At 72.6% G+C, this 23,590-nt stretch carries 18 protein-coding genes; 4 read left to right on the plus strand and 14 right to left on the minus strand.

From position 1 onward, the window contains the following. Positions 1-152 precede the first annotated feature (152 nt). Complete coding sequence (locus ABT254_RS36630) at positions 153-2,966, plus strand: SCO5717 family growth-regulating ATPase (RefSeq protein WP_351480210.1); 2,814 nt, start codon at positions 153-155, stop codon at positions 2,964-2,966. Positions 2,967-3,047: 81 nt separating this feature from the next. On the opposite strand, the gene ABT254_RS36635 is transcribed toward ABT254_RS36630, so the two are convergent. From ABT254_RS36635 to rimP, 9 genes are all read right to left on the minus strand, one after another. Further along, positions 3,048-3,995: a bifunctional riboflavin kinase/FAD synthetase gene (locus ABT254_RS36635; protein ID WP_351480211.1), complete on the minus strand. Its 948-nt coding sequence runs from the start codon at positions 3,993-3,995 to the stop codon at positions 3,048-3,050. A 179-nt stretch (positions 3,996-4,174) separates the two neighbouring features. After that, positions 4,175-7,771 (minus strand): trypsin-like peptidase domain-containing protein, encoded by a 3,597-nt coding sequence (locus ABT254_RS36640; protein ID WP_351480214.1) that lies wholly within the window; start codon positions 7,769-7,771, stop codon positions 4,175-4,177. A gap of 255 nt (positions 7,772-8,026) precedes the next feature. Next, positions 8,027-8,932 (minus strand): tRNA pseudouridine(55) synthase TruB, encoded by a 906-nt coding sequence (gene truB / locus ABT254_RS36645; RefSeq protein WP_351480216.1) that lies wholly within the window; start codon positions 8,930-8,932, stop codon positions 8,027-8,029. After that, the gene (rbfA, locus tag ABT254_RS36650; RefSeq protein WP_351480218.1) at positions 8,929-9,375 is read right to left on the minus strand and encodes a 30S ribosome-binding factor RbfA; all 447 of its coding nucleotides are present in this window, start codon (positions 9,373-9,375) and stop codon (positions 8,929-8,931) included. Before rbfA ends, truB begins: the two co-directional genes overlap by 4 nt. A gap of 32 nt (positions 9,376-9,407) precedes the next feature. Next, positions 9,408-9,701, minus strand: coding sequence for a DUF503 domain-containing protein (locus ABT254_RS36655; RefSeq protein ID WP_242775834.1), 294 nt, complete (start codon positions 9,699-9,701; stop codon positions 9,408-9,410). A gap of 144 nt (positions 9,702-9,845) precedes the next feature. Next, complete coding sequence (gene infB, locus ABT254_RS36660) at positions 9,846-12,956, minus strand: translation initiation factor IF-2 (protein ID WP_351480221.1); 3,111 nt, start codon at positions 12,954-12,956, stop codon at positions 9,846-9,848. Positions 12,957-13,104: 148 nt separating this feature from the next. Next, entirely contained in the window at positions 13,105-13,383 is a 279-nt protein-coding gene (locus ABT254_RS36665; RefSeq protein WP_344404752.1) for a YlxR family protein, read from the minus strand. A 101-nt stretch (positions 13,384-13,484) separates the two neighbouring features. Next, entirely contained in the window at positions 13,485-14,495 is a 1,011-nt protein-coding gene (gene nusA / locus ABT254_RS36670; protein WP_351480224.1) for a transcription termination factor NusA, read from the minus strand. A gap of 2 nt (positions 14,496-14,497) precedes the next feature. Continuing rightward, positions 14,498-14,995, minus strand: coding sequence for a ribosome maturation factor RimP (rimP, locus tag ABT254_RS36675; RefSeq protein WP_351480226.1), 498 nt, complete (start codon positions 14,993-14,995; stop codon positions 14,498-14,500). A 201-nt stretch (positions 14,996-15,196) separates the two neighbouring features. Here rimP and ABT254_RS36680 point away from each other — a divergent pair, with 201 nt between their 5' ends. Genes ABT254_RS36680 through ABT254_RS36690 form a run of 3 tightly spaced genes read left to right on the plus strand, consistent with a single transcriptional unit; the run spans position 15,197 to position 17,100 of the window. Continuing rightward, positions 15,197-15,709: a hypothetical protein gene (locus tag ABT254_RS36680; protein WP_351480229.1), complete on the plus strand. Its 513-nt coding sequence runs from the start codon at positions 15,197-15,199 to the stop codon at positions 15,707-15,709. Then, positions 15,706-16,164, plus strand: a complete 459-nt coding sequence (locus tag ABT254_RS36685; protein ID WP_351480232.1) for a ferritin-like domain-containing protein — start codon at positions 15,706-15,708, stop codon at positions 16,162-16,164. The genes ABT254_RS36680 and ABT254_RS36685 overlap by 4 nt, the downstream gene beginning before the upstream one ends. A gap of 27 nt (positions 16,165-16,191) precedes the next feature. Further along, entirely contained in the window at positions 16,192-17,100 is a 909-nt protein-coding gene (locus ABT254_RS36690; RefSeq protein ID WP_351480235.1) for an aminoglycoside phosphotransferase family protein, read from the plus strand. 166 nt (positions 17,101-17,266) lie between these two features. On the opposite strand, the gene ABT254_RS36695 is transcribed toward ABT254_RS36690, so the two are convergent. From ABT254_RS36695 to ispG, 5 genes are all read right to left on the minus strand, one after another. Continuing rightward, positions 17,267-18,493 (minus strand): M20 metallopeptidase family protein, encoded by a 1,227-nt coding sequence (locus ABT254_RS36695; RefSeq protein WP_351480238.1) that lies wholly within the window; start codon positions 18,491-18,493, stop codon positions 17,267-17,269. A gap of 165 nt (positions 18,494-18,658) precedes the next feature. Further along, the gene (locus tag ABT254_RS36700) at positions 18,659-20,362 is read right to left on the minus strand and encodes a proline--tRNA ligase (RefSeq protein WP_351480241.1); all 1,704 of its coding nucleotides are present in this window, start codon (positions 20,360-20,362) and stop codon (positions 18,659-18,661) included. A gap of 73 nt (positions 20,363-20,435) precedes the next feature. Next, complete coding sequence (locus ABT254_RS36705; RefSeq protein WP_351480244.1) at positions 20,436-21,002, minus strand: GNAT family N-acetyltransferase; 567 nt, start codon at positions 21,000-21,002, stop codon at positions 20,436-20,438. A gap of 78 nt (positions 21,003-21,080) precedes the next feature. Next, the gene (locus ABT254_RS36710) at positions 21,081-21,929 is read right to left on the minus strand and encodes a GNAT family N-acetyltransferase (protein WP_351480247.1); all 849 of its coding nucleotides are present in this window, start codon (positions 21,927-21,929) and stop codon (positions 21,081-21,083) included. 289 nt (positions 21,930-22,218) lie between these two features. Beyond that, positions 22,219-23,376 (minus strand): flavodoxin-dependent (E)-4-hydroxy-3-methylbut-2-enyl-diphosphate synthase, encoded by a 1,158-nt coding sequence (gene ispG / locus ABT254_RS36715; RefSeq protein ID WP_115905551.1) that lies wholly within the window; start codon positions 23,374-23,376, stop codon positions 22,219-22,221. Positions 23,377-23,590: the final 214 nt, after the last annotated feature.

Consider the following 23,590-nt stretch of genomic DNA (forward strand, 5'->3'; position numbering starts at 1 on the left):
TTCGCACCCACGGGGGCTTTTCCGTCCCGCCATGCGAGTGATTAGGCTTCTGGTGGTGCGGTGACGATCGCAGTCGCGTGGGACTCGCCACTCGGTCCGCCCGGCCGCGACGACGACCAGCTCAGCAGCAGTGGCTGACCAGGAGGCAAGCAGTGAACAGGGATCGGTCCGAGTACAACGGCGGCAGCCCTTCCTCGGACGGGGACGATCACGAGGTGGATCTCACCGGTGAGTTCGAGATCGTCTACGAGCCGCCCGCCTGGTACGCCCAAAGCACGCAGGGTGGCTCCTCGTCCGGCGGCCAGCAGGACGGCGGGCGGCAATCGCCGCCGCCCCCGAGCGGGCCGCCCATCGGAGCACCCACGGGGCCCCCGGGCGTCACACCGCAGCGTCCCGCGCCACCCGCCCCCGCACCGGCACAGCCGCCCACCCAGGCCGCACCGCAGCAGCCCGCACCCCCGTCGCAGCCCGCGCAGCCCGCTCCGACGCAGGGCACGGGTGGCTACGGATTCCCGCCGCAGCAGTCCGCGCCGGGCACCGCCCCCGCGGCGACGCCCGGCGGGTACGGCTACCCGCAGCAGCCGGGAGCCGGTGCTCCGCCCCAGTCCGGCCAGGACACGTCGGGCGGTTTCGCCGCGCCCCCGCAGCAGCCGACTCCGACCGCGCCGCCGACGGCACCCCAGCAGCCGGAGGCCGCTGCACCGCCGCAGTCCGGCCAGGACACATCGGGCGGTTTCGCCGCGGCCCCGCAGCAGCCGCCCGCCGCACCACAGCAGCCGGCGCCTCCCGCGCCCCCGGCCGCCGCGCCCGGTTTCCCCGTGCTGCACCCGGTCGACGAGGACGCCCAGGCCGCCGCCCCGGCGGCGGCCCCCGAGCAGCCGGAACCCGAGCTCAACCACGCGGCCGCCGACGCCGAGGCCGCGCGCCTGTTCGGCGGTGGCGACGACGACGAGCCGGAGGCACCGCACGGCGACGAGCCGGAGCCGGGCGCCCCCGCCACGACCGCGACCGGTGCCGACGAGTCGGCGCCCGAGGCGGACTCCCCCGCGCCGGCGACGGCGGAAGCAGAGCCGGAGGCCGAGGCGGAGGCAGGGCCCACCGCTCCCCCGCCGGTCGCCCAGCCGCAGCCGCAGCCGCAGCCCACCGCGCAGGCCCCGACCCCGCCCCAGGCCGCCCCGGGACTTCCCCCGCTGCCGCAGGGCTTCGCACCCGCACACCCCGGCCAGGCAGTGCCGCAGCCGGACCCGCAGGCCGCGGCCGGTTACGGCTACCCCCAGGCGCCCGGGCAGCAGCCCCCTGCCCAGCCGCAGCCGGGGCAGCCGGCCCACCAGGCGCCGCCGCAGGGCACCTTCGGCCCGGCCCAGCCGCAGCCCGGTTACCCGGCGCAGGGCGGACAGCCCGCCCCGGCCGACCCACGCCAGGCCGGCCAGCCGGGGCAGCCGCAGCCGCAGGCCGCCGGATACGGCTACCCGCAGCAGCAGCCGCCCCAGGCCGCCCCGCCGCAGCAGCCCGCACCGCCGCAGCCGGGCCGGCCGCAGCCTGCCGGTTACGGCTACCCGCCGCAGCCCGAGCAGGCCGGTTACGGCTACCCGCCCCAGCAGCCGGGCTACGGCTATCCGCAGCCCGCCCAGCAGCAGCCCGCACCGCAGCAGCAGCCTCCGGCCCAGCAGCCCCCGCAGCAGGCGCCGCAGCCGCAGCCGCCCCTGCAGCAGCAACCCGGTGCGTACGGCAACCAGGGCTGGACCGCCCCGCCCGGCCCGCAGGCCGGACCGGGTGCGCCCCCGCAGCAGCAAGCCGCGCCGGGGACCCCGCTCGGGTACAACGCGGCCGTGGAGCTCTCCTCCGACCGGCTGCTGCGCAACCAGCCGAAGGCCCGCAAGAACAACCAGGCCCCCTCGCGCTTCAAGCTCGGCGCCAAGAAGGAGGCCGCGGAGCGGGAGCGGAAGCTGGGTCTGATCCGTACGCCGGTGATGTCCTGCTACCGGATCGCGGTGATCAGCCTCAAGGGCGGCGTCGGCAAGACCACGACGACCATGTCGCTCGGCGCCACGCTCGCCACCGAGCGCCAGGACAAGATCCTGGCGATCGACGCCAACCCGGACGCCGGCACGCTCGGCCGACGGGTCCGGCGCGAGACGGGCGCGACCATCCGCGACCTCGTCCAGGCGATCCCGCAGCTGCACAGCTACATGGACATCCGCCGCTTCACCTCGCAGGCGCCCTCGGGCCTCGAGATCATCGCCAACGACGTGGACCCGGCGGTCTCCACCACCTTCAACGACCAGGACTACCGCAGTGCGCTCGACGTGCTGGGCCGGCAGTACCCGATCATCCTCACCGACTCGGGTACCGGTCTGCTCTACAGCGCGATGCGCGGAGTCCTCGACCTCGCGGACCAGCTGATCATCATCTCCACCCCCTCGGTGGACGGTGCGAGCAGCGCCTCGACCACGCTCGACTGGCTGTCGGCGAACGGCTTCGCCGATCTCGTGCAGCGGTCGGTCACCGTGATCTCCGGTGTCCGCGAGACGGGCAAGATGATCAAGGTGGAGGACATCGTCGCGCACTTCGAGACCCGCTGCCGCGGGGTCGTCGTGATCCCCTTCGACGAGCATCTCGCGGCGGGCGCCGAGGTGGACCTCGAGATGATGCGGCCCAAGACCCGCGAGGCCTACTTCGATCTCGCGGCCCTCATCGCCGAGGACTTCGCCCGTACCCAGCAGGGCTTCGGCAACCCGAACATGCAGTACCCGCAGCAGCCCCAGCAGGGGTACGCGCCCCCGCCGCAGGATCCCCAGCAGCAGCTCTACGGCCAGGGCGGCGCCCCGCAGCCGGGGCAGGGCTGGGGGCAGCCCCCGCAGCAGCCGGCTCCGGGCCAGGGCTGGCAGCAGCCGCCCCAGGACCCGCAGCAGGGTCAGCCGCCGCAGCAGGGCGCCATCCCGCCCGGCTGGACACAGCAGCAGTAGCGGTACGGATACGCCGAAGGGCGGCCGGTGCTCTCAAGCACCGGCCGCCCTTCGGCGTCGTAGGAACAGCTGCGGGTACGGCTACTCGGCGGCCGTCACCAGTTCGCGGCACCGCTTCACGTCCTCGGCCATCTGCTCCAGCAGGGCCTCCAGGGAGTCGAACTTCGCCTGGCCGCGGACGTAGGCCAGGAAGTCGACGGCCACGTGCAGGCCGTACAGGTCGAGGCCCACGCGGTCGATGGCGTACGCCTCCACCGTGCGCTCGGTGCCGTCGAACTGCGGGTTCGTGCCGACGGAGATCGCGGCCGGCATCGCCTCGCCCTGGACGTGCAGCCAGCCGGCGTAGACACCGTCGGCCGGGATCGCGGTGTGCGGCAGGGTCTCGACGTTGGCGGTCGGGAAGCCCAGCTCACGGCCCCGCTGAGCGCCTCGGACGACGACGCCCTCGACGCGGTGCGGGCGGCCCAGGATCTCGGCTGCGCCCTCGACGTCCCCCTCGGCGACCAGGCGCCGGGTGAGAGTGGACGAGAACGGCTCGCCGCCGCCCGCCTCGCCGCGCACATACAGATCGACGACCTCGACCTCGAAGTCGTAGACCTTGCCCTGCTCGGCGAGGAACTCGACGTTCCCCGCGGCCTTGTGCCCGAAGCGGAAGTTCGGGCCCTCGACGACCGCCTTGGCGTGCAGCTTGTCGACCAGGACCTTCACGACGAAGTCGGCCGGCGACAGCTTCGAGAACTCGGTGGTGAAGGGGAGGATCAGCACCGCGTCCACGCCGAGGTCCGCCATCAGCTCGGCGCGGCGGTGGTGCGGGGCCAGCAGCGGCGGGTGGCTGCCGGGGCGGACGACCTCGCTGGGGTGCGGGTCGAAGGTGACGACGACGGACGGGATGCCCAGTTCACGTGCGCGGTCCACGGCATGCCGGATGATCAGCTGGTGACCGCGGTGGACTCCGTCGTAGGAGCCGATGGTGACGACGCTGCGCCCCCAGTCCTCGGGGATGTCCTCCAAGCCACGCCAGCGCTGCACTGTGACCGCTCCTCGAACCCGTGTCCGTGTATACCGACCTCTTACGCAGGTCTAAGGGTGCCATGCCGGGCGCGAACGGCCCGCATCGGCATGGGTGCTGTGACCCGACGCACGCCGCACGCTCCGCGGGTGGTGCCGATATGCGGCTGCGTGTGCGCCCCTTACGGGCGCGGCCGTGCTCAGACCGGCACGCGGGCGCCCGCCAGGTTTTCGATCATGCGGCGGGCGCCGGGGCCCACCACCGCCGACCAGGCCTGTGGGGCCTCGGTGAGCCAGCCGGCCATGCGGGCGGCGAAGCCGGGGACCTGCCGGCCGAGGTCGACCAGGGCGCGGTCGAAACGGGTCGCGCCGTCCGGGGTGCGGACGAGCAGCAGGCCGGTGCGGTGCACGAGCTCGCGCACGTCGTCGCCCTCGCGCGGGGCCGCGGCGTGCAGCAGGGCGTCCAGGACGGCGGGGTGCTGTTCGTGGGTCAGGAGGAAGTCGAGGAGTTCGCGGCGCAGGAGGCGGGAGGCGGGGGTGCCGGGAGCGGCGAGTACGGCGGCGAGCGCGGCCCGTACCTCCTCGGGGCCGCCGTCGAGCAGACCGGTGACCAGGGGGAAGAGCACGGCGCGTGCCTCCGGTCCCTGGTCGAGCCGCCGGTCGACGTACGCGGCCACGTCGACGGCGGTCTCCGGGCGCCGCTCCACCGCCTCCCGCACCAGCGTGGCGACCCTGCGGGCCAGTGGGGGCGTCGTGACGTCGGCGAGCGTGCGCAGTGCCTGACCGGTGTCCGGTCCGCGCAGCCGCTCGCGGAAGGCGTCGAGGACCGGTTCCGGGTGCGTGGTCAGGGCGGCGACCAGGGCGCTCGGCGGCAAGTGCGGGTCGCCGGCCGCGAACTGCCGCAGCGCCTGCGGGAGATGGCGGGCACGCGTGCGTGGATCGCGGACGAGGAGCGCGAGCGCGCCGCCGTGCAACGTGCAGTCGGCGGGGCGGGCGAGGAGGGCGAGGGCGGCGTACCGGAGGAGTTCGCGGTCGGCGTCGGTACGGACGTGGGGGGCGGCGCGCAGGCCGTATGCCACCGCCGCCACCCGCCGCGCGGGCCGCTCGTCGTGCGCCCACCGGTCGACGGCCCGGCAGATGGTGGACGGCTCGTCCTCGGCCAGCACGGCGAGCAACTCGTCCGCCCTCGGGTGCGCACTCTCGACCAGCACCTCGGTCAGGTCGTCCAGAGCGAGGTGCCGGTGGGTGTGCAGCAGTGCCTGCGCCGCCTTGGCGACGGTCGCGTGCGGGGTGGCGGGGAGCGGGCGTTCGTCGTCGAACCAGTGGGTGAGGAGGGGTTGCACGGCGGTGGGGTCGGCGGCGAGCAGCCGGGAGACGGCGTCCAGGAAGCGAGGGCCGGTGTCCTGCGGCGGACCGTCGGCGAGGAGCAGATGGCGCAGCAGATCGAGGCGTTCGGTCCGCGGAAGCGGCAGGGCGGTCCAGAAGCCGGGAGCGAAGGGGCCCGTGGCGGTGGGGGCGGGACGGGAATCGTCCTTGGTTTCCCGGGAGTTCGGACAGCTCTGTCGGCGTGCTGTCACGAGCCGGTCGGCGAGCCGCCGCAGGACCGCCAGGTACGGGGTGGCGTCCGGTACCCGCAGCAGGGTTTCGGTGAGGAGGCGGGCGGGCCACCAGGAGTGCGGGTCCGCGTCCAGGACGTTGGCCAACTCCTCCATTCTTACGGCGAGTTGAGCGGCGCCCTCCTGGCGGGCGAGGAGCAGCAGGGCCTCTACGACGGGGCCGATGCGGTGGTGCGGTACGGGAAGGGCGCCGGTGCCGCCGTCGGGGGTGCGGCTGTGGTGGACGAGGGTGCGCAGGGCCTCGTCGAGGTCGAGGTGCATGCCCTGGAGCCAGTCGGCGAGTTCCTCGTGGGCGAAGCGGTAGCCGCTGCCGGCGGGGACGAGCAGGCCCTCGGTGAGGACCGCGGACGCCCAGCCGGTGCCGCCGCCCAGCCTCGCGGGGGCCGCTCCCCAGGGGAACACCGCCTCGAACGTCTTCCGGTCCAGCTCGCCGTGCCCGGGGCCGAGGCTGCGGCGGGCGGCCTCGTGGACCTGGCCGGAGACCTTTGCGGCGAGGCGGCGTACGGCGGTGCCGCGCAGGCCGTTCTCGGCGGCCAGCCTGACGGCGATGCGCAGGCACATCAGGTCGAGGTGGGCCGCGAGCACGTCGTTGCGGTCCACGCGGGCGGTGGGGGCGTCCTGCAGGGCCGCGTGGACCTCTGAGAGGAGACGGAGGGTGAGGGGGTGGCGGGCGTCGGGGGCTTCGAGGGTGCCCTCGGGGATGCGGTAGCGCGCGCGGGCTCTGCGGGCCTCGTCCTCCGTGAGGTCGCCCAGGCGTACGCAGGGGAGGTCGCCCCCACCCGTCCCGTACCTGGGGGCTGCCGCCACCGGACCCCCGCTTTCGGCCTGATCGGCCTCGTCCTCGAACGCCGGACGGGCTGGAACATGCGGACCGGCGCCACAGAGCGTGCCCGCGGCGGCCGAAAGGACCTCCCAGTACTCCGCCCTGCACGCCACGATCAGCCGCGTCCCCGTCTCCCGCAGCCATTCCGCCGTTCCCTCGGTCCACTCCCCCAGGCGGTGGGTCAGGGCGGGCGGCATTTCTTCGGGGCCGTCCAGGAGGAGGAGCAGGGGGCGGTCTGCCGTGCGGGCGGCCTGGGCCAGGCGGTTCGGGCCGGTGTCGCCCAGGGCTGCCGCGCAGGTGGACCTCGCCGCCGCGACGATGCGGGCGGCGCGGGCCAGCGCCCGGGCGGCGGCGTCCGCGACCGAGGTGTCGTCCTCCTTCAGGTCGGCGCCGCGCAGCCACAGCGTGGGGGCCGGTTCGGGGCCGCGGTTGCGGCGGGCGGCGAGGGCCGCGAGTTCCGTCGTACGACCGCTGCCCGGTGGCCCGACGAGACCGAGGACGGTGGCCGGGCCCCGCGCGAACGCGGCCAACTCCCTTGCCGTCTCGGCCCGTTCGACCGGCTCGACGTCCTTCCGGCCGACCTGGCCCTCCAGCGTCCCCGGAGGGCCGTCCTGCCCCACCGATGTCGCCGTCAGCTCCAGTACACCGGCCAGGTTGAGGTCGGCCCCGTACGCCGGCACTGTCTCCGCGTTCCGGGCGAGCAGGTCGGCGAGCGGGCCGCCCGGTGCCGGTCGCAGCGGGACCGCGAAGCCGACGTCGCGGTTGCCGGACTGCAGTGCGGTGCCCAGGACGGCGACCACGGCGCCGGTTTCGGCGTCCAGGACCGGCCCGCCGGCCGCTCCGCCGCCCAGCCGCAGGGCGTCCCGTCCTGTCGTGCCGATCGCCAACTCCAGGGCCTCGTCGAGGAGATGGAAGCGGTCCGTCGCCGCGTACGTCACGGAGGTCGCGCCGAGCACACGCGCCTCGCGCCAGCAGCCGGCGGCGAGGCGGACGTATCTGCCGGTCTCGACCCGGTCCCGGACCGTGACCGGCAGCGGGTCGACGCCGAGGCCCTCGGTGCGTACGAGGGCAAGGTCCAGGCCGGGCAGCGGGGTCACCGCGTCCGCGGTCACCAGGCAGGTGCGGTCGTCGGCGGTGTGCAGGACGAGCCTGGGCAGGCCGTCGACGGCCTCGTGGCTGGTGATGACGGTGCCGTGGTGGTCGGCGACGAAGCCGGTGCCGCGGGGGCGGCCGGCGAGATCGTGGACGCGGACCAGGGCGGCGTCGCGGGCGACCTGTTCCCCGCCAGGGGTGTGTCCGGTGCGCGTGTCCTCCGCCGACCGGTGTCCGCCCCCGGTCCGCGGGCCCCGTCCCGCCATGTTCGAGCCTCCCCGCCGTACATCTGTGCCCTCGGTTCGACGTTAGGGCCGCGATGATCAGCGGGACAGATCACTTCGCGAACGCGCCCCCTTCCGCTCCCTCGGTTCACTCCGAGCGCCTGCCCGGACGGGTGAACAGACGGGGGTCGGTGGATACACCCTAGGGGTGGGGGAACCGAGGGGGGACCATGGAGCGGCGGGCACAACCCCGTGACCGCCGCTCCACGGGCAGGCAGAGCCTGTGTTCACGGGGGTTCAGCCGAAGACGGCCAGGCTCTTCGCCTTGCCCTTCTGTTCCTCGACGAGCGCGAGGAAGCGCCCCTCGGGGTCGAAGACGGCCACCGGGCCGCCGCCCGCGTACACCTCGGGCATCTCCAGCCGTACGCCGTTGGTGAGCAGCCGGGCCCGCTTGGCGTCCACGTCCCAGCGCGCGAACGCGGCCGTAGCCGCTTCGGCGATCGGCATCACCGTCAGCTCCTTCTGGAGCTCGTCGAGCGTCTTCGCCGCGTCCAGCTTGTACGGGCCCACCCGGGTACGGCGCAGCGCGGTGAGGTGGCCGCCGACGCCCAGGTCGGCGCCCAGGTCGCGGGCCAGGGCCCGGATGTAGGTGCCCGAGGAGCAGACCACGGAGACCACCAGGTCCAGCACCGGGGTGCCGTCCTCGGCGACGGCGTCCCGGAGGTCGTACACCGCGAAGGACGAGACGGTGACGGGCCGGGCGGGGATCTCGAAGTCCTCGCCCTCCCGCGCCCGCTTGTAGGAGCGCACACCGTCGATCTTGATGGCGCTGACCTTGGACGGGACCTGCATGATGTCGCCGGTGAGCTTGGCGATCCCGGCGTCGACGGCCTCGCGGGTGACCTTCGAGGCGTCTGCCGACCCCGTGATCTCGCCCTCTGCGTCGTCGGTCAGGGTCGTCTGCCCGAGGCGGATCGTGCCCAGGTACTCCTTCTCGGTCAGCGCGAGGTGACCGAGCAGTTTGGTGGCGCGCTCGATGCCGAGGACGAGCACGCCCGTCGCCATGGGGTCGAGGGTGCCGGCGTGCCCGACGCGGCGGGTGCGGGCGATGCCGCGCATCTTGGCGACCACGTCGTGCGAGGTGAAGCCCGACGGCTTGTCCACGATGACAAGCCCGTCGGGCGTCCGGTTCTTCTGGGTCATTCGGCGGTGTCGTCCTCGTCTTCACCCGGCTTCTTGTAAGGGTCCGCCTCGCCGGCGTAGGTGGCGCCGGCCGAGACCTCGCGCACCTTCTGGTCGGACTGGCGGGCCTTGTCGAGGAGGTCCTCGATGGTCCGGGCGGTGTCCGGCAGGGCGTCCGCGACGAAGGTCAGGGTGGGAGTGAACTTCACGCCCGCCGCCGCGCCGACCGCGGAGCGGAGCACGCCCTTGGCGCTCTCCAGACCGGCGGCAGCGGCCGCCCGCTCCTCGTCGTCCCCGTACACCGTGTAGAAGACGGTCGCCTCCCTCAGGTCCCCGGTGACCCGGGTGTCCGTGATGGTGACGTGCGAGCCGAGCCGCGGGTCCTTGATCCCGCGCTGCAGCTTCTGGGCCACCACCTCTCGGATGAGGTCCGCCAGCCTCTTGGCACGCGCGTTGTCGGCCACTGGTCCGTCTCCTTAAGTGCTTACTTCTTGCTTCAGTCTTCGTCGCTGTGGAGCCTGCGTCGAACCGAGAGCAGTTCCACCTCGGGCCGCCCGGCGACCAGCCGCTCGCAGCGGTCCAGTACGTCGGAGAGGTGTCCCGTGTCCCCGGAAACCATCGCGAGCCCGATCTCGGCCCTGCGATGGAGGTTCTGACTGCCCGTCTCCGCCACGCTCACCGCGTACTTGCGCTGGAGCTCGGCCACTATCGGACGGACGAGAGAGCGTTTCTCCTTGAGCGAGTGGACGTCGCCGAGGAGCAGGTCGAAGGACAGAGTCCCCACATACATGTGTGTCCGGATGTCCCGCCGGTTCGGGGTACGGGCGCCACGCTTCGACGCCGATACGGGAACCGTACACGCAACGGCCGGGGCCGATCGACGGAAATTCCGTGGAGGAACTTCCCCGCCGATCGGCCCCGATCGCGTGCTGGATCAGACGCGCGGCTTCTCGCGCATCTCGTACGTCGCGATGACGTCGTCGACCTTGATGTCGTTGAAGTTGCCGAGGTTGATACCGCCCTCGAACCCTTCGCGGATCTCGGTGACGTCGTCCTTGAAGCGACGCAGACCCTCGATGTTGAGGTTCTCCGCGACCACCTTGCCGTCGCGGATGAGGCGCGCCTTGGTGTTGCGCTTGACCTCGCCGGAGCGGATGAGAACACCCGCGATGTTGCCCAGCTTGGACGACTTGAAGACCTCGCGGATCTCCGCCGTACCGAGCTCGACCTCCTCGAACTCCGGCTTGAGCATGCCCTTGAGGGCCGCCTCGATCTCCTCGATCGCCTGGTAGATGACCGAGTAGTAGCGGACGTCCACGCCCTCGCGCTCGGCCATCTGCGCCGCGCGGCCTGCCGCACGGACGTTGAAGCCGATCACGATGGCGTCCGAGCCCATCGCCAGGTCGATGTCCGACTCCGTGACCGCACCGACGCCGCGGTGCAGGACGCGGATGTCGACCTCTTCGCCGACGTCCAGCTGGAGCAGGGAGGACTCGAGAGCCTCGACGGAACCAGAAGCGTCACCCTTGATGATGAGGTTGAGCTGCTGGACCTCGCCGGCCTTGAGCACCTTGTCCAGGTCCTCGAGGGAGACACGGCGCGTGCGCTTGGCGAACGCGGCGTTGCGCTCACGGGCGGCGCGCTTCTCGGCGATCTGACGGGCCGTACGGTCCTCGTCCACCACCAGGAAGTTGTCGCCCGCACCCGGGACGTTGGTCAGGCCCAGGACCTGGACCGGCGTCGACGGGCCGGCCTCGGCGACGTTGTTGCCGTTGTCGTCGAGCATGGCGCGGACTCGGCCGTAGGCGTCGCCCACGACCATCGTGTCGCCGACCCGCAGGGTGCCTCGCTGGACGAGGACCGTCGACACGGCACCACGGCCGCGGTCGAGGCGGGACTCGATGGAGATGCCCTGCGCGTCCTGGTTCGGGTTGGCCCGCAGGTCGAGCGAGGCGTCCGCGGTGAGGACCACGGCCTCCAGCAGGGAGTCGATGTGCAGACCCTGCTTGGCGGAGATGTCGACGAACATCGTGTCGCCGCCGTACTCCTCGGCCACCAGCCCGTACTCGGTGAGCTGACCGCGCACCTTGGTCGGGTCGGCGCCCTCGACGTCGATCTTGTTGACCGCGACGACGATCGGGACGTCGGCCGCCTTGGCGTGGTTGAGCGCCTCGACCGTCTGCGGCATGACGCCGTCGTTGGCCGCGACGACCAGGATCGCGATGTCGGTCGACTTCGCACCACGGGCACGCATGGCGGTGAACGCCTCGTGACCCGGGGTGTCGATGAAGGTGATCTTGCGCTCTTCGTCGTTGACCTCGGTCGCGACCTGGTAGGCACCGATGTGCTGGGTGATGCCGCCGGCCTCGCCCGCGATGACGTTCGTCTTGCGGATGGCGTCGAGCAGTCGGGTCTTTCCGTGGTCGACGTGACCCATGACGGTCACGACCGGCGGACGGACGACCAGGTCCTCTTCGCCGCCCTCGTCCTCGCCGAACTCGATGTCGAAGGACTCGAGCAGCTCGCGGTCCTCCTCCTCGGGGCTGACGATCTGAACCTCGTAGTTCATCTCGCCCGCGAGGAGCTGCAGCGTCTCGTCGGAGACGGACTGCGTGGCCGTGACCATCTCGCCCAGGTTCATCATGACCGCGACGAGCGACGCCGGGTTGGCGTTGATCTTCTCCGCGAAGTCGGTGAGGGAGGCACCGCGCGACAGGCGAATGGTCTCGCCGTTGCCGCGAGGCAGCATCACGCCGCCGACCGACGGGGCCTGCATGGCCTCGTACTCCTGGCGCCTCTGCCGCTTCGACTTGCGACCGCGGCGCGCGGGACCGCCGGGACGACCGAAGGCGCCCTGCGTGCCACCACGACCGCCCGGACCACCGGGACGACCGCCGAAGCCGGGACGGCCACCGCCGCCACCGCCGGGACCACCCGGACGACCGGCGAAACCGCCGCCACCGCCACCGGGACCGGCCGGACGACCGGCGAAGCCGCCGCCACCGCCACCGGGACGACCGGCGAAGCCGCCACCGCCGCCGGGACGACCGCCGCCGCCACCGGGACGACCGCCGCCGCCGGGACCGCGGCCGCCGGGGCCACCGCCGCCGGGACGCGGGCCGGCAGCCGGACGCTGCGGCATCATGCCGGGGTTCGGACGCGGGCCGCCGGGACCGCCGCCGGGACGGGGACCGCCCTGCGGACGGGGCATGCCGCCCGGGGTCGGACGCGGGCCGCCCGGAGCCTGCGGACGGGGACCGCCCGCAGCACCCTGGGGACGCGGACCGCCCTGGCCGGCACCCTGCGGACGCGGGGCACCACCCGGGGCACCCGGGCCACCGGGACGCGGGGCACCGCCCGGACGGGGCGCCTGCGGGCGCGCCATGCCGGTGGAGCCACCGGAGGTGAAGGGGTTGTTGCCCGGACGGGGACCGGCCGGACGGGCACCGGGACGCGGCGCCTGGCCACCCGGACGCGGGGCGCCGGGACGGTCACCGCGGTCGCCGCGACCCTGGCCGCCCTGAGCGGGGCCGCCGGGACGGGCGCCCGGACGCGGGGCCTGGCCTGCCGGACGCGGGGCGCCCGGACGCGGGCCGGAGCCCTGGCCCTGGGAGGCGGCCGGGGCGGCGGGAGCCGCCGGGGGTGCCGTGAACTCGGGCGTGGTCGGAGCCGGGGACGCCGGGGCGGGCCGCGGCGCGGGCTTCGGGCCCGGGGTGGGACGGGGGCCGGGAGCGGCCGGCGCGGCGGGAGCCGCGGGCTTCTCGGCGGCGGCCGGCTTGGGGGCCGGCGGGCGCGGGGCGGCCGGACGGGCAGCCTGCGCCGGAGAGGGGGCTGCCGGCTTCGCCGGGGCAGCCTTGCGTGCGGGGGCGGACTTGCCGCCTCCGCTGCCCTGCTGGAGGGCGTCCGTCAGTTTACGGACGACGGGCGCTTCGATGGTCGAAGACGCCGAACGGACGAATTCACCGAGTTCCTGGAGCTTGGCCATGACGACCTTGCTCTCAACCCCGAACTCCTTGGCGAGTTCGTATACCCGGACCTTAGCCACTTCGCTCCTTTTAGGTCCGGGTTGCGTCCGGACCGTCGCTACTTCATGGGCGTACTCATCGCGTGCTCATCGAGTGCTCATCGCAATCTCGACCTACTTCCAACTCGCGGGGTACCAGGGCCGCACGGAGGTTCCGTACGACCACGTCTTACGGTGTTGCCTGCTCGACATAGAGGCGCAACGCCTTTGTGTCGAGCGCTCCCGGGGCGCGCAGCGCCCGCGTGAACGCCCGGCGGCGTACCGCCAGGTCGAGACAGACCAGGGCGGGGTGCACATAAGCACCCCGGCCGGGCAGCGTACCGCGATGATCGGGGACGCATGCGCCCTCGACCGCCACGATGCGCAGCAGATCCTTCTTGGCCGCTCGCTGCCTGCACCCCACACAGGTGCGCTCAGGGCATGCGCGGGCGCGCGTCCGGCCAGACACCCTTAAGTCTACCTCCCCGTGGCGACCTCACCCCTTTGGGGCAAGAATCGAACAGTTCCGCGCATACAACTGTCGTGATCTAAGCCATCCGCGGCTTGGATCTATTCCCCGCGCTGCTCCGCGCGCTGGTCCTCGGCCGGCTCGGTGTCCGGGCGGATGTCGATCCGCCAGCCGGTCAGCCGGGCCGCGAGGCGGGCGTTCTGCCCTTCCTTGCCGATCGCCAGCGACAGCTGGTAGTCCGGCACCGTCACGCGCGCGGAGCGGGCGGCGAGGTCCACGACCTCCACCTTGGAGACCCGCGCCGGCGACAGCGCGTTGGCGACCATCTCCGCCGGGTCGTCCGACCAGTCGACGATGTCGATCTTCTCGCCGTTCAGCTCGCCCATGACGTTGCGCACCCGCCCGCCCATGGGGCCGATGCAGGCGCCCTTGGCGTTCAGGCCCGAACGGGTGGACCGTACGGCGATCTTGGTGCGGTGACCGGCCTCACGGGCGATCGCGGCGATCTCCACGGAGCCGTCGGCGATCTCCGGCACCTCCAGGGCGAAGAGCTTCTTCACCAGGTTCGGGTGGGTGCGCGAGAGGGTCACGGACGGGCCGCGGACGCCCTTCGCCACCCGTACGACGTACGACCGCAGCCGCATGCCGTGCGGGTACGTCTCGCCCGGCACCTGCTCCTGCACCGGCAGGATGGCCTCCAGCTTGCCGATGTCCACGAGCACGTTCTTCGGGTCGCGGCCCTGCTGGACCACGCCGGTGACGATGTCGCCCTCGCGGCCTGCGTACTCGCCGAGCGTCGCGTCGTCCTCGGCATCGCGCAGGCGCTGCAGGATGACCTGCTTGGCGGTGGTGGCGGCGATACGGCCGAAGCCGGACGGGGTGTCGTCGAACTCGCGGGGCTCCTGGCCCTCCTCGAGGTCCTCGGGATCCTCCTTCGCCCACACCGTCACGTGGCCGGTCTCCCGGTTGAGCTCCACGCGCGCGTGGCGGCGGCTTCCCTCGGTTCGGTGGTAGGCGATGAGGAGGGCCGACTCGATCGCCTCGACCAGCAGGTCGAAGGAGATCTCCTTCTCCCGTACCAAGCCCCGCAGGGCACTCATGTCGATGTCCACGGCTACGCCTCCTCTTCCTTCTCGTTCTTGCGGTTGAACTCGACCTGCACGCGCGCCTTGTCGATGTCCGAGAAGGCGAGTCTGCGGCTCGTGGGCCTGCGGCCCTTCACCCCGGGCACCTCGAGGTCGAGGCCTTCGTCGTCGACCTTCAGGATCCTGGCGACCAGTTCGCCGCTGTCGGTCAGCTGGAACTTCACCAGCCGGTCGACCGCGCGCACGTAGTGCCGGTGCTCGGTGAGGGAGCGCTCCGCGCCCGGGGTTCCGACCTCGAGGGTGTACTCGCCGTCGCCCATCGCGTCCGTCTCGTCCAGCTTCGCCGAGAGCGCGCGGCTCACATCGGCGATCTGGTCCAGATCGGCCCCGGTGTCGGAGTCGACGACCACGCGCAGCACCCGCTTGCGTCCGACGGAGTCCACTGCGATCTCTTCCAGATCCAGGCCCTGGGAGCTGACGAGCGGTTCCAGGAGCTCTCGCAGCCTCTCGCTCTGGGTGGTGCTCATCCGGGTGACTCCTCGGCCGCGTGTGCTGTTGTGGGATGGGTCGCGTGTCTGGTCAAAGGGTATCCGGTCGCAGGGTGTGTTGCCGTACACGTACGGACGTGCGGTGCCGATGAACACCGGGGGGCGGGCGCGGGTACCGTGATCACGGCGGGCCGCTCTTCCCGCCCGTGTGTTCGTACGAGCCCCCCGAGGACGTCAGCCGTGCCGTACCCCCCACCCTTGCGTGCCCTCTCGGGGCCGCGTAGAAGATCCGTGCTCGCTTCGGCCGCCGGGGCCGCCCTGTTGGTGGGGTGCTCCGCCGGGGAGTCCGAGCAGAGTGCCGGCGGCAGTCCGTCGGTCACGGAGAAGGCACGCGCGCGTGCGGCGCGGGACAGTGTGGGGCTGCTCGGGCGGTACGACGCCGTGATCGCCGCGCATCCCGCCGTGGCGGAGCAGTTGGGGGCGCTGCGGGCGGAGGTCGGCCGGCATGTGGAGGCTTTCGGGGGGACGGTGGCGAAGGCCGCCCCCGCGACGCCGGATCCGGCTGCGCCTTCCGCCGCCGTGCCCGCGAACGAGAAGGACGCCCTCGCCGGGCTTGCCGCCGCCGAGCGGGCTCTGGCCGACCGACGGATCGCGGCACTGCTCGACGTGCCGGGTGAGCTGGCGCGGCTGCTGGCCTCGGTGGCGGCGGCCGGGGCGGCGCATGCGTATCTGCTGACGGAGGGTGCCGGGTGAGCCGGGAGAAGGAACTGAAGGCCCTGCAGGCGGCGCTGGCCGCCGAGCATGCGGCCGTGTACGGCTATGGGGTGGTCGGCGGGCGGATCCGCGCGGGACGGCGTGCGGAGGCCCGGGCGGCCTACGACGCGCACCGGGCCCGGCGGGATGCGCTCACCCGCGAGGTACGCGACCTGGGCGGCACGCCGGTGGCCGCGGCGGCGGGGTACGCGCTGCCGTTCCCGGTGCCGGACTCGGCCGCCGCCGTGCGGCTCGCCGCCGAACTGGAGGACCGGGTGGCCGGGGTGTACTCCGACCTGGTGCGGGCAACCGGGGGCGAGCGGCGGCGCGCGGCCGCCGGGGCGCTGCGGGAGGCGGCGGTGCGGGCGGTGCGCTGGAGCGGTGAGAGCGTAGCCTTCCCTGGGCTCGCCGAGCGGGCGGCCACCGCCCCGGCCTCGCCGGCCCCCACGGCGTAACGCGTACTGGAAGGGAACGACTCGCGCATGGTTTTCGCACCGCCGCAGCGTCTGGTCAGGGCGCTCGGTGAGACGGCACCGGACGGCGACGACTGGCTGGAGAAGCTGCCCGAGGCGGCCCGGCAGGCGGTTGCGCTACGCGAGTTGACCGTGGAACGGGTGCAGGTGCCCGGCGGGCGCAGCAGCCTGGTCGTGCTGGTGCGGCGCCCCGACGGGACGCCCGCCGTGCTGAAGCTGGCTCCGCCCCGGGCCCGTCCGGAGAGCGAGCGGGCGGCGCTGGCGCACTGGGGCGGTGTGGGCGCCGTACAGCTGGTCGAACCGTTCACGACGGAGGGTGTGTTGCTGCTGGAGCGGCTGCATCCGGATGTGTCGGTGCGGTCGTTGCCGGAGGCGAAGGCGCTGCTGGAGGCGGCGGGGACGTTGCGGCGGTTGTGGGTGGAGCCACCTGCCGACGAGGGCGCGCATGTCTTCGAGACCGTGGCCGAGCGGACCGCGCGGCAGGCGGAGGCCATGCGGGCGACCGCCTCGGGCTTCGCCGGGGTGGCCGTGCTGGTCGACGACGCGCTCGCCGCCCGTGAGGAACTGCTGGCGGACCCGCCTGAGCAGCGGCTGCTGCACGGGACGTTCCGGCAGAGCAAGGTTCTCGCCGGCGAGCGGATGCCGTGGCTGGCCGTGGGGCCCGATCCGGTGGTGGGTGAGTGTGCGTTCGACCTGGCTCGGCTGGTGCGGGACCGGGTGGAGGATCTGATCGCCTCGCCGGCGGGGCCGGCGACCACCCGGCGGCGGGTGAAGCGGCTTGCCGAGTCGCTGGATGTGGATCAGGAGCGGTTGCGGGGGTGGACGCTGTTCCGGGCTGTGGAGTCGGGGGTGCGGGCGCTTCGGGTCGGGCGGGCCAAGGACGCGGAGCTGTTGCTGGAGTTCGCCGGGTGGCTTTAGGGCGGTTCCGCTGGGGAGTTGAGGTTGTTTGGGGGCTGCGGGTTCGTGGGGGCTTGTCGCTCCCCCGTCGCGGCGGAGCCGCAGGTCGATGCGGCCCCGCGCCCCTTACGGCAGTTCGCTCGCCCTTCGCCCCTGAGGACCAGGCCGAGGGCGGGCACCGCGCGGATCAGGTGGTACGGGCGCGCTGTGTCTCCCCGGCGGGACGGTCGAGTCGGCGGACGGCGAGTTCGGCGAGCAGGGCGGCCCCGTCGGACAGCACCGCGTCGTCGAAGGCGGCGAGCGGCGAGTGGTTGGTGGGGGCGGTCTGCGGGTCGCCGGTGGTGTCGGCGCCCAGGAAGACGAAGGCGCCCGGCACCCGGTCCAGGACCCTGGAGAAGTCCTCCGAGCCGGTGATCGGGTCGGTGAGCTGCTCGTAGCGCTCCTCCCCGAAGGCCTCGCGGACGGTGTCGGCTACGAAGTCGTGTTCGCCGGCGTCATTGACCGTGACCGGGTATTCGGGGACGAAGTCGACCTCGGCGGTGAGGCCGTGGGCGGTGGCGATGTCCCGGCAGAGGCGTACGGAGACCTCTGCGATGCGTTCGGCGGCGGCCGGCGAGAAGGTGCGGACGGTCGCCTCGAAGGCCGCGTCGTCGGGGATGATGTTGCGCCGGGTGCCGGCGTGGAAGGTGCCGACGGTGACCACGACCGGGTCGAACACGTCGAAGCGCCGGGTCACCATGGTCTGCAGCGCGGTGACCATCTCGCAGGCCGCCTGGATCGGGTCCAGGGAGTCGTGCGGGCGGGAGCCGTGGCCGCCGGCGCCGACCACGCGCACATGCAGGCCCGCCGAGGCCGCCATCAGCGGGCCGGGGCGGGAGGCGAAGACGCCGGTGGGGTACGACGACGAGCTGACGTGCAGTCCGTAGGCGGCGTCGACCGGGCGTCCCGCCGCCGCCAGCACACCCTCCTCGACCATGTGCCCGGCGCCGTCCCAGCCCTCCTCCCCCGGCTGGAACATGAACACCACGTCCCCGGTGAGGCTCTCGCGCCGGTCCGCGAGCAGCCGGGCGGCGCCGACCAGACCGGCGGTGTGCAGGTCGTGGCCGCAGGCGTGCATGGCGCCCGCGATCCGGGAGGCGAACTCCGCGCCGGTGCGCTCGGTCACGGGCAGGGCGTCCATGTCGCCGCGCAGCAGTACGACGGGGCCGTCGGGCGCGCCGCCGCCGCGCAGCACGGCCGTGACGGAGGAGAGCGAACGGCCGGTGCTGATCTCCAGCGGCAGTCCGTCCAGCGCGGCCAGCACCTTCTCCTGTGTGCGCGGCAGGTGCAGCCCTATCTCCGGCTCCCGGTGCAACGCCCGGCGCAGGACGGCCAGTTCGCCCTGGAGCTCACGCGCGTCTTCCCTCAGAGTCATCCCTCTCCCCCTCACCCGTGCACCGTCTGCCACATGTATTGCCCATGTGGTCGGAAATGATGAGGGGACGACTCAGCGTCGTGCGGAAATTGGCGAAATAGCCCCGCGCTCCTCAGGACGCTCCAGAGACGGAGACGTTCCTGAGGAGTTTCGTCTTCAGCGTTCTCAAGCGCTCAGGCGGGCGATCGCCTCGTCCACCGTCAGCTCCTCGCGCTCGCCGGTCCTGCGGTCCTTCAGCTCCAGGACGCCTTCGGCGGAGCGGCGGCCGGCGACCAGGATCTTCGGTACGCCGATGAGTTCGGCGTCCGTGAACTTGACGCCCGGGGAGACGCCCGCCCGGTCGTCCACCAGGACGCGCAGACCGGCCGCCCGCAGCTTCTCGGAGACGTCGAGGGCGAGTTCGATCTGCAGGGCCTTGCCCGCGGCGACGACGTGCACATCGGCCGGGGCGACCTCGGCGGGCCAGCACAGGCCCTGCTCGTCGGCGTTCTGCTCGGCGATGGCCGCGACCGCGCGGGAGACGCCGATGCCGTAGGAGCCCATGGTGACGCGGACCGGCTTGCCGTTCTGGCCGAGGACGTCGAGCTTCAGGGCGTCCGCGTACTTGCGGCCGAGCTGGAAGATGTGGCCGATCTCGATGGCGCGGTCCAGCTTGAGGCCGGTGCCGCACTTGGGGCACGGGTCGCCCTCCTGGACGACCACGACGTCGACGTACTGGTCGACCTCGAAGTCACGGCCCGCCACGACGTTCCTGGCGTGCGTGGCCGCCTTGTTGGCGCCGGTGATCCAGGAGGTGCCGGGGGCCACGCGCGGGTCGGCGATGTACTTGACCTTCTCGCCCCGCCCCTGCGGGCCGACGTAACCGCGGACCAGGTCCGGGCGGCCCGCGAAGTCCGCCTCGGTGACCATCTCGACGATCCCCGGAGCGAAGTGCGCCTCGACCTTGTCCATGTCGACCTCGCGGTCGCCGGGGACACCGACGGCGACGATCTCGCCGTCGACCTTCACGAGGAGGTTCTTCAGGGTGGCGGAGGCCGGGACCTCCAGGAAGGCGGCGAGGGTCTCGATGGTCGGGGTGTCGGGGGTGGGGATCTCCTCCAGCGCGGGCACGCCTGCGGCGTCCACCGGCTTGAGCTCGTAGGTGATCGCCTCGGTGTTGGCCGCGAAGTCGCAGTTCGGACAGTCCGCGAAGGTGTCCTCGCCGGCCTCCGCGGGGGCGAGGAACTCCTCCGACTTGGAGCCGCCCATCGCGCCCGCGGTGGCGGCGCAGATGCGGTAGTCGAGGCCGAGGCGCGTGAAGATCTTCTGGTAGGCCTGGCGGTGCAGCGCGTAGGACTGGGCCAGGCCCTCGTCCTCGGTGTCGAAGGAGTACGAGTCCTTCATGAGGAACTCACGGCCGCGCAGGATGCCGGCCCGCGGGCGGGCCTCGTCGCGGTACTTGTTCTGGATCTGGTAGAGGATGACCGGCAGGTCCTTGTAGGAGGACGCCTGGTCCTTCACCAGCAGGGTGAAGATCTCCTCGTGGGTCGGGCCGAGGAGGTAGTCGCCGCCCTTGCGGTCCTGGAGGCGGAAGAGCTCGGCGCCGTACTCGTCCCAGCGGCCGGTCGCCTCGTACGGCTCGCGCGGCAGGATGGCGGGGAGCAGCACCTCCTGGGCGCCGATCGCGTCCATCTCCTCACGGACGACCCGCTCCACGTTGCGCAGGACCCGCATGCCGAGGGGCAGCCAGCTCCAGATGCCGGCAGCGGTGCGGCGCACGTAGCCGGCGCGGACGAGGAGCTTGTGGCTGAGGACCTCGGCGTCCGCCGGGTCGTCACGCAGCGTCTTCGCCATCAACTGGGACATGCGCTGGACCGGTGCGTTCGCCATGGTTCTCGTACTCCTGCCGGGAAACGGTGATGGCATGGAGGTTAGCCGGGCCTGCTGCGCCGGTGGAAATCCGTTAACGACGCCGGAGGGGGAGGGGGGCGCCCATCACGGCGTACGGCTTCGGGGCGCTCGGGAAGAGGACCTGGCGGGCCAGGTCCTGGTAGCCGAGGGAGCGGTAGAGGCCGCGGGCCGGGCTGTCGACGTCGATCGCCGACAGGATCGAGCGGGGCTCGGTGGCACCGTCGGTGATGGTCGTGATCAGGGAGCGGCCGATGCCGAGGTTCTGGTGGCGCGGGTGGACGTGCAGCTCGGTGATCACGAAGGAGTTGTCGAGCCAGCCGTCGTGCCCCTGCGCGCGGAGGTACGGCTCGACGACGGTGGACCACCAGTGCGTGCGGTCGTTCGGCATGCCGTAGACGAAGCCGACGAGGCGGCCTTCGACGGTGGCGCCGAGTGCGCGGGCTCCCGGGTACGTCATGTGCCGCAGGACGATCTGCCGTCGTACGGCGACCTCGTCGGAGCCGAGTCCGAAGGCCACGGCCTGCACGGCGAGCGCCTCGTCGACCCGGGCGGACAGGTCGAGGGGGCCGATCACGACGTCTTCGGGGTGGTGGTGTCCGTGACCGGGAAAGCGCAGCATGCCGGGGAGACTACAGGTCTCGTACGAGGCTCAGAACAGTGCTGTGAACTGCGGCGGGAAGTGCGGCTTGAAGTGCGGCTAGAAGAGAACGCTCATGAAAGCGCCGACCTCCTGGAACCCCACCCGCTGGTACGCCCTTCGCGCGGGGGTGTTGAAGTCGTTGACGTAGAGGCTGACGATCGGGGCCACGTCCGACAGCGCGTAGCCGAGGACCGCGGCCATGCCCGGGGCTGCGAGCCCCCTCCCCCGGTACTCGGGGGCGACCCACACCCCTTGGATCTGGCAGGCCTGGGGGGTGGCCGCGCCGATCTCCGCCTTGAAGACGACCTTGCCGTGCTCGTCCAGGCGGGCGAACGAGCGGCCGGAGCCGACGAGTTCGGCGACGCGGGCCTGGTACAGCAGCCCGCCGTCCCCCGCGAGGGGCGAGACGCCGACCTCCTCGGTGAACATCGCCACGCAGGCCGGCATGATCGTCTCCATCTCGTCCTTGCGGATGCGGCGGACGTAGGGATCCGGGGCGATGCCGGCGGGCATCCGGTCGGTGACCATGAGCGGCTGGTGGGCGCGGACCTCGCGGGCCGGGCCCCAGCTGGGTTCGAGCAGGCGCCACAGCTGGGTGGTGGCCTCGACGGGGCCGACTATCGACGAGCAGCGGCGGCCGGCCCTGCGGGCGCGGTCGGCGAAGGCGCGTACGGCGCGCGGGCCTGCGCAGATCGGGACGAGGTTGGCGCCCGCGTAGCAGAGGGAGGTCAGCATGCCCTCCTCGTAGAAGCCCCACATCTCGCCTCCGAGCCGCCACGGGTCGAGGCCCGCGACCTGCACCCGGGAGGTCACAAAGGCGTTCGCGACCGGCTCGCGGTCGAGGACGGCGAGCGCGGCGTCCAGGTCGCTCGGTTCGAGCACCCGTGAGGTGGTCTGCGTCAACACGTGCGGGCCTCATCGTGCGGTTCTGCTGATCTCCGCACTGTACCTGCGGAAGCTGGGCGGTGCCGCCCCCCGGTTGGCGTACTGGCCGTTGCCCGGTGGGCGCTTGGCTGGTGTGCCGTCCGGGGGCTGCCGCCCCCGGGCCCCCGCTCATCGGCCTGAACGGCCTCGTCCTCGAACGCCGGACGGGCTGAACGACCCAGCCCCGACCGGCGCTCGAAAAGTTGCCTCAGCCCGAGATCCCCGGCCCGAAAGTTTCCTCAGCCCGAAGTTTCCCCGCGCCGAAGTGTCCTCAGCCCGCCACCGAGACCGACGGCTCACCGGACGGGGTGCCGTCCGCCTCCATCTGTTCGGCCAGCTTCATGGCCTCCTCGATGAGGGTCTCCACGATCTTGGACTCGGGGACCGTCTTGATGACCTCGCCCTTGACGAAGATCTGGCCCTTGCCGTTGCCGGAGGCGACGCCGAGGTCGGCCTCGCGGGCCTCGCCGGGGCCGTTGACGACGCAGCCCATGACGGCGACGCGAAGGGGGACCTCCATGCCGGTCAGGCCCGCCGTGACCTCCTCGGCCAGCTTGTAGACGTCGACCTGGGCGCGGCCGCAGGACGGGCAGGAGACGATCTCCAGGCCGCGCTGCTTGAGGTTCAGGGACTCCAGGATCTGGTTGCCGACCTTGACCTCCTCCACGGGGGGCGCGGAGAGGGAGACGCGGATCGTGTCGCCGATGCCCTGCGAGAGCAGCGCGCCGAAGGCGACCGCCGACTTGATCGTGCCCTGGAACGCGGGACCGGCCTCCGTCACCCCCAGGTGCAGGGGGTAGTCGCACTGGGCGGCGAGCTGCTTGTACGCCTCGATCATGACGACCGGGTCGTTGTGCTTGACCGAGATCTTGATGTCCCGGAAGTCGTGCTCCTCGAAGAGGGACGCCTCCCAGAGGGCCGATTCGACCAGGGCCTCGGGGGTCGCCTTGCCGTACTTCTGGAGCAGGCGCCGGTCGAGGGAGCCGGCGTTGACGCCGATGCGGATCGGGGTGCCGTGGTCCTTGGCGGCCCGCGCGATCTCCTTGACCTTGTCGTCGAACTGCTTGATGTTGCCCGGATTGACGCGGACGGCCGCGCAGCCCGCCTCGATGGCCGCGAACACGTACTTCGGCTGGAAGTGGATGTCGGCGATGACCGGGATCTGCGACTTCTTCGCGATGGTGGCGAGCGCGTCCGCGTCGTCCTGCGTGGGGCAGGCGACACGCACGATCTGGCAGCCGGAGGCGGTGAGCTCGGCGATCTGCTGGAGGGTCGCGCCGATGTCGGACGTGCGGGTGGTGGTCATCGACTGCACGGACACGGGCGCGTCGCCGCCGACCGCCACGGAGCCGACCTGGATCTGCCTGCTCTGCCGACGCTCGGCAACCCTGGTCGGAACGGACGGCATGCCGAGAGAAATCGCAGTCATCTGCTGTGCAACCCCAAGTCGTGGATCAAGGTCCGGTCCCGGATCATCGGGCTCCAGGCTTCGCTTCGAGATTACGGCACCGGCGCGGGCCCCAGCACGCCCCCACCTCGAACACACCCGGCGGGGGGACGCACTCGCCGGTAGACCCGCTAATGGGAAGGCGGCCCGGCACAGAGCGTGCCGGGCCGCCACGAACTCCGCGTGACCAGTTGCT

It is taken from the genome of Streptomyces sp. NPDC001137 (assembly GCF_040298885.1).
Classification (GTDB): Bacteria; Actinomycetota; Actinomycetes; order Streptomycetales; family Streptomycetaceae; genus Streptomyces.

Coding starts and splice junctions, on each gene's coding strand:
- ABT254_RS36640 (WP_351480214.1), bottom strand. CDS start 7,771: ATGGCGGGACGGGGCCCGCGGACCGGGGGCGGACACCGGTCGGCGGAG.
- truB (WP_351480216.1), bottom strand. CDS start 8,932: ATGACCCAGAAGAACCGGACGCCCGACGGGCTTGTCATCGTGGACAAG.
- ABT254_RS36655 (WP_242775834.1), bottom strand. CDS start 9,701: ATGTATGTGGGGACTCTGTCCTTCGACCTGCTCCTCGGCGACGTCCAC.
- rimP (WP_351480226.1), bottom strand. CDS start 14,995: ATGAGCACCACCCAGAGCGAGAGGCTGCGAGAGCTCCTGGAACCGCTC.
- ABT254_RS36690 (WP_351480235.1), top strand. CDS start 16,192: ATGGTTTTCGCACCGCCGCAGCGTCTGGTCAGGGCGCTCGGTGAGACG.
- ABT254_RS36695 (WP_351480238.1), bottom strand. CDS start 18,493: ATGACTCTGAGGGAAGACGCGCGTGAGCTCCAGGGCGAACTGGCCGTC.
- ABT254_RS36700 (WP_351480241.1), bottom strand. CDS start 20,362: ATGGCGAACGCACCGGTCCAGCGCATGTCCCAGTTGATGGCGAAGACG.
- ABT254_RS36705 (WP_351480244.1), bottom strand. CDS start 21,002: ATGCTGCGCTTTCCCGGTCACGGACACCACCACCCCGAAGACGTCGTG.
- ispG (WP_115905551.1), bottom strand. CDS start 23,376: ATGACTGCGATTTCTCTCGGCATGCCGTCCGTTCCGACCAGGGTTGCC.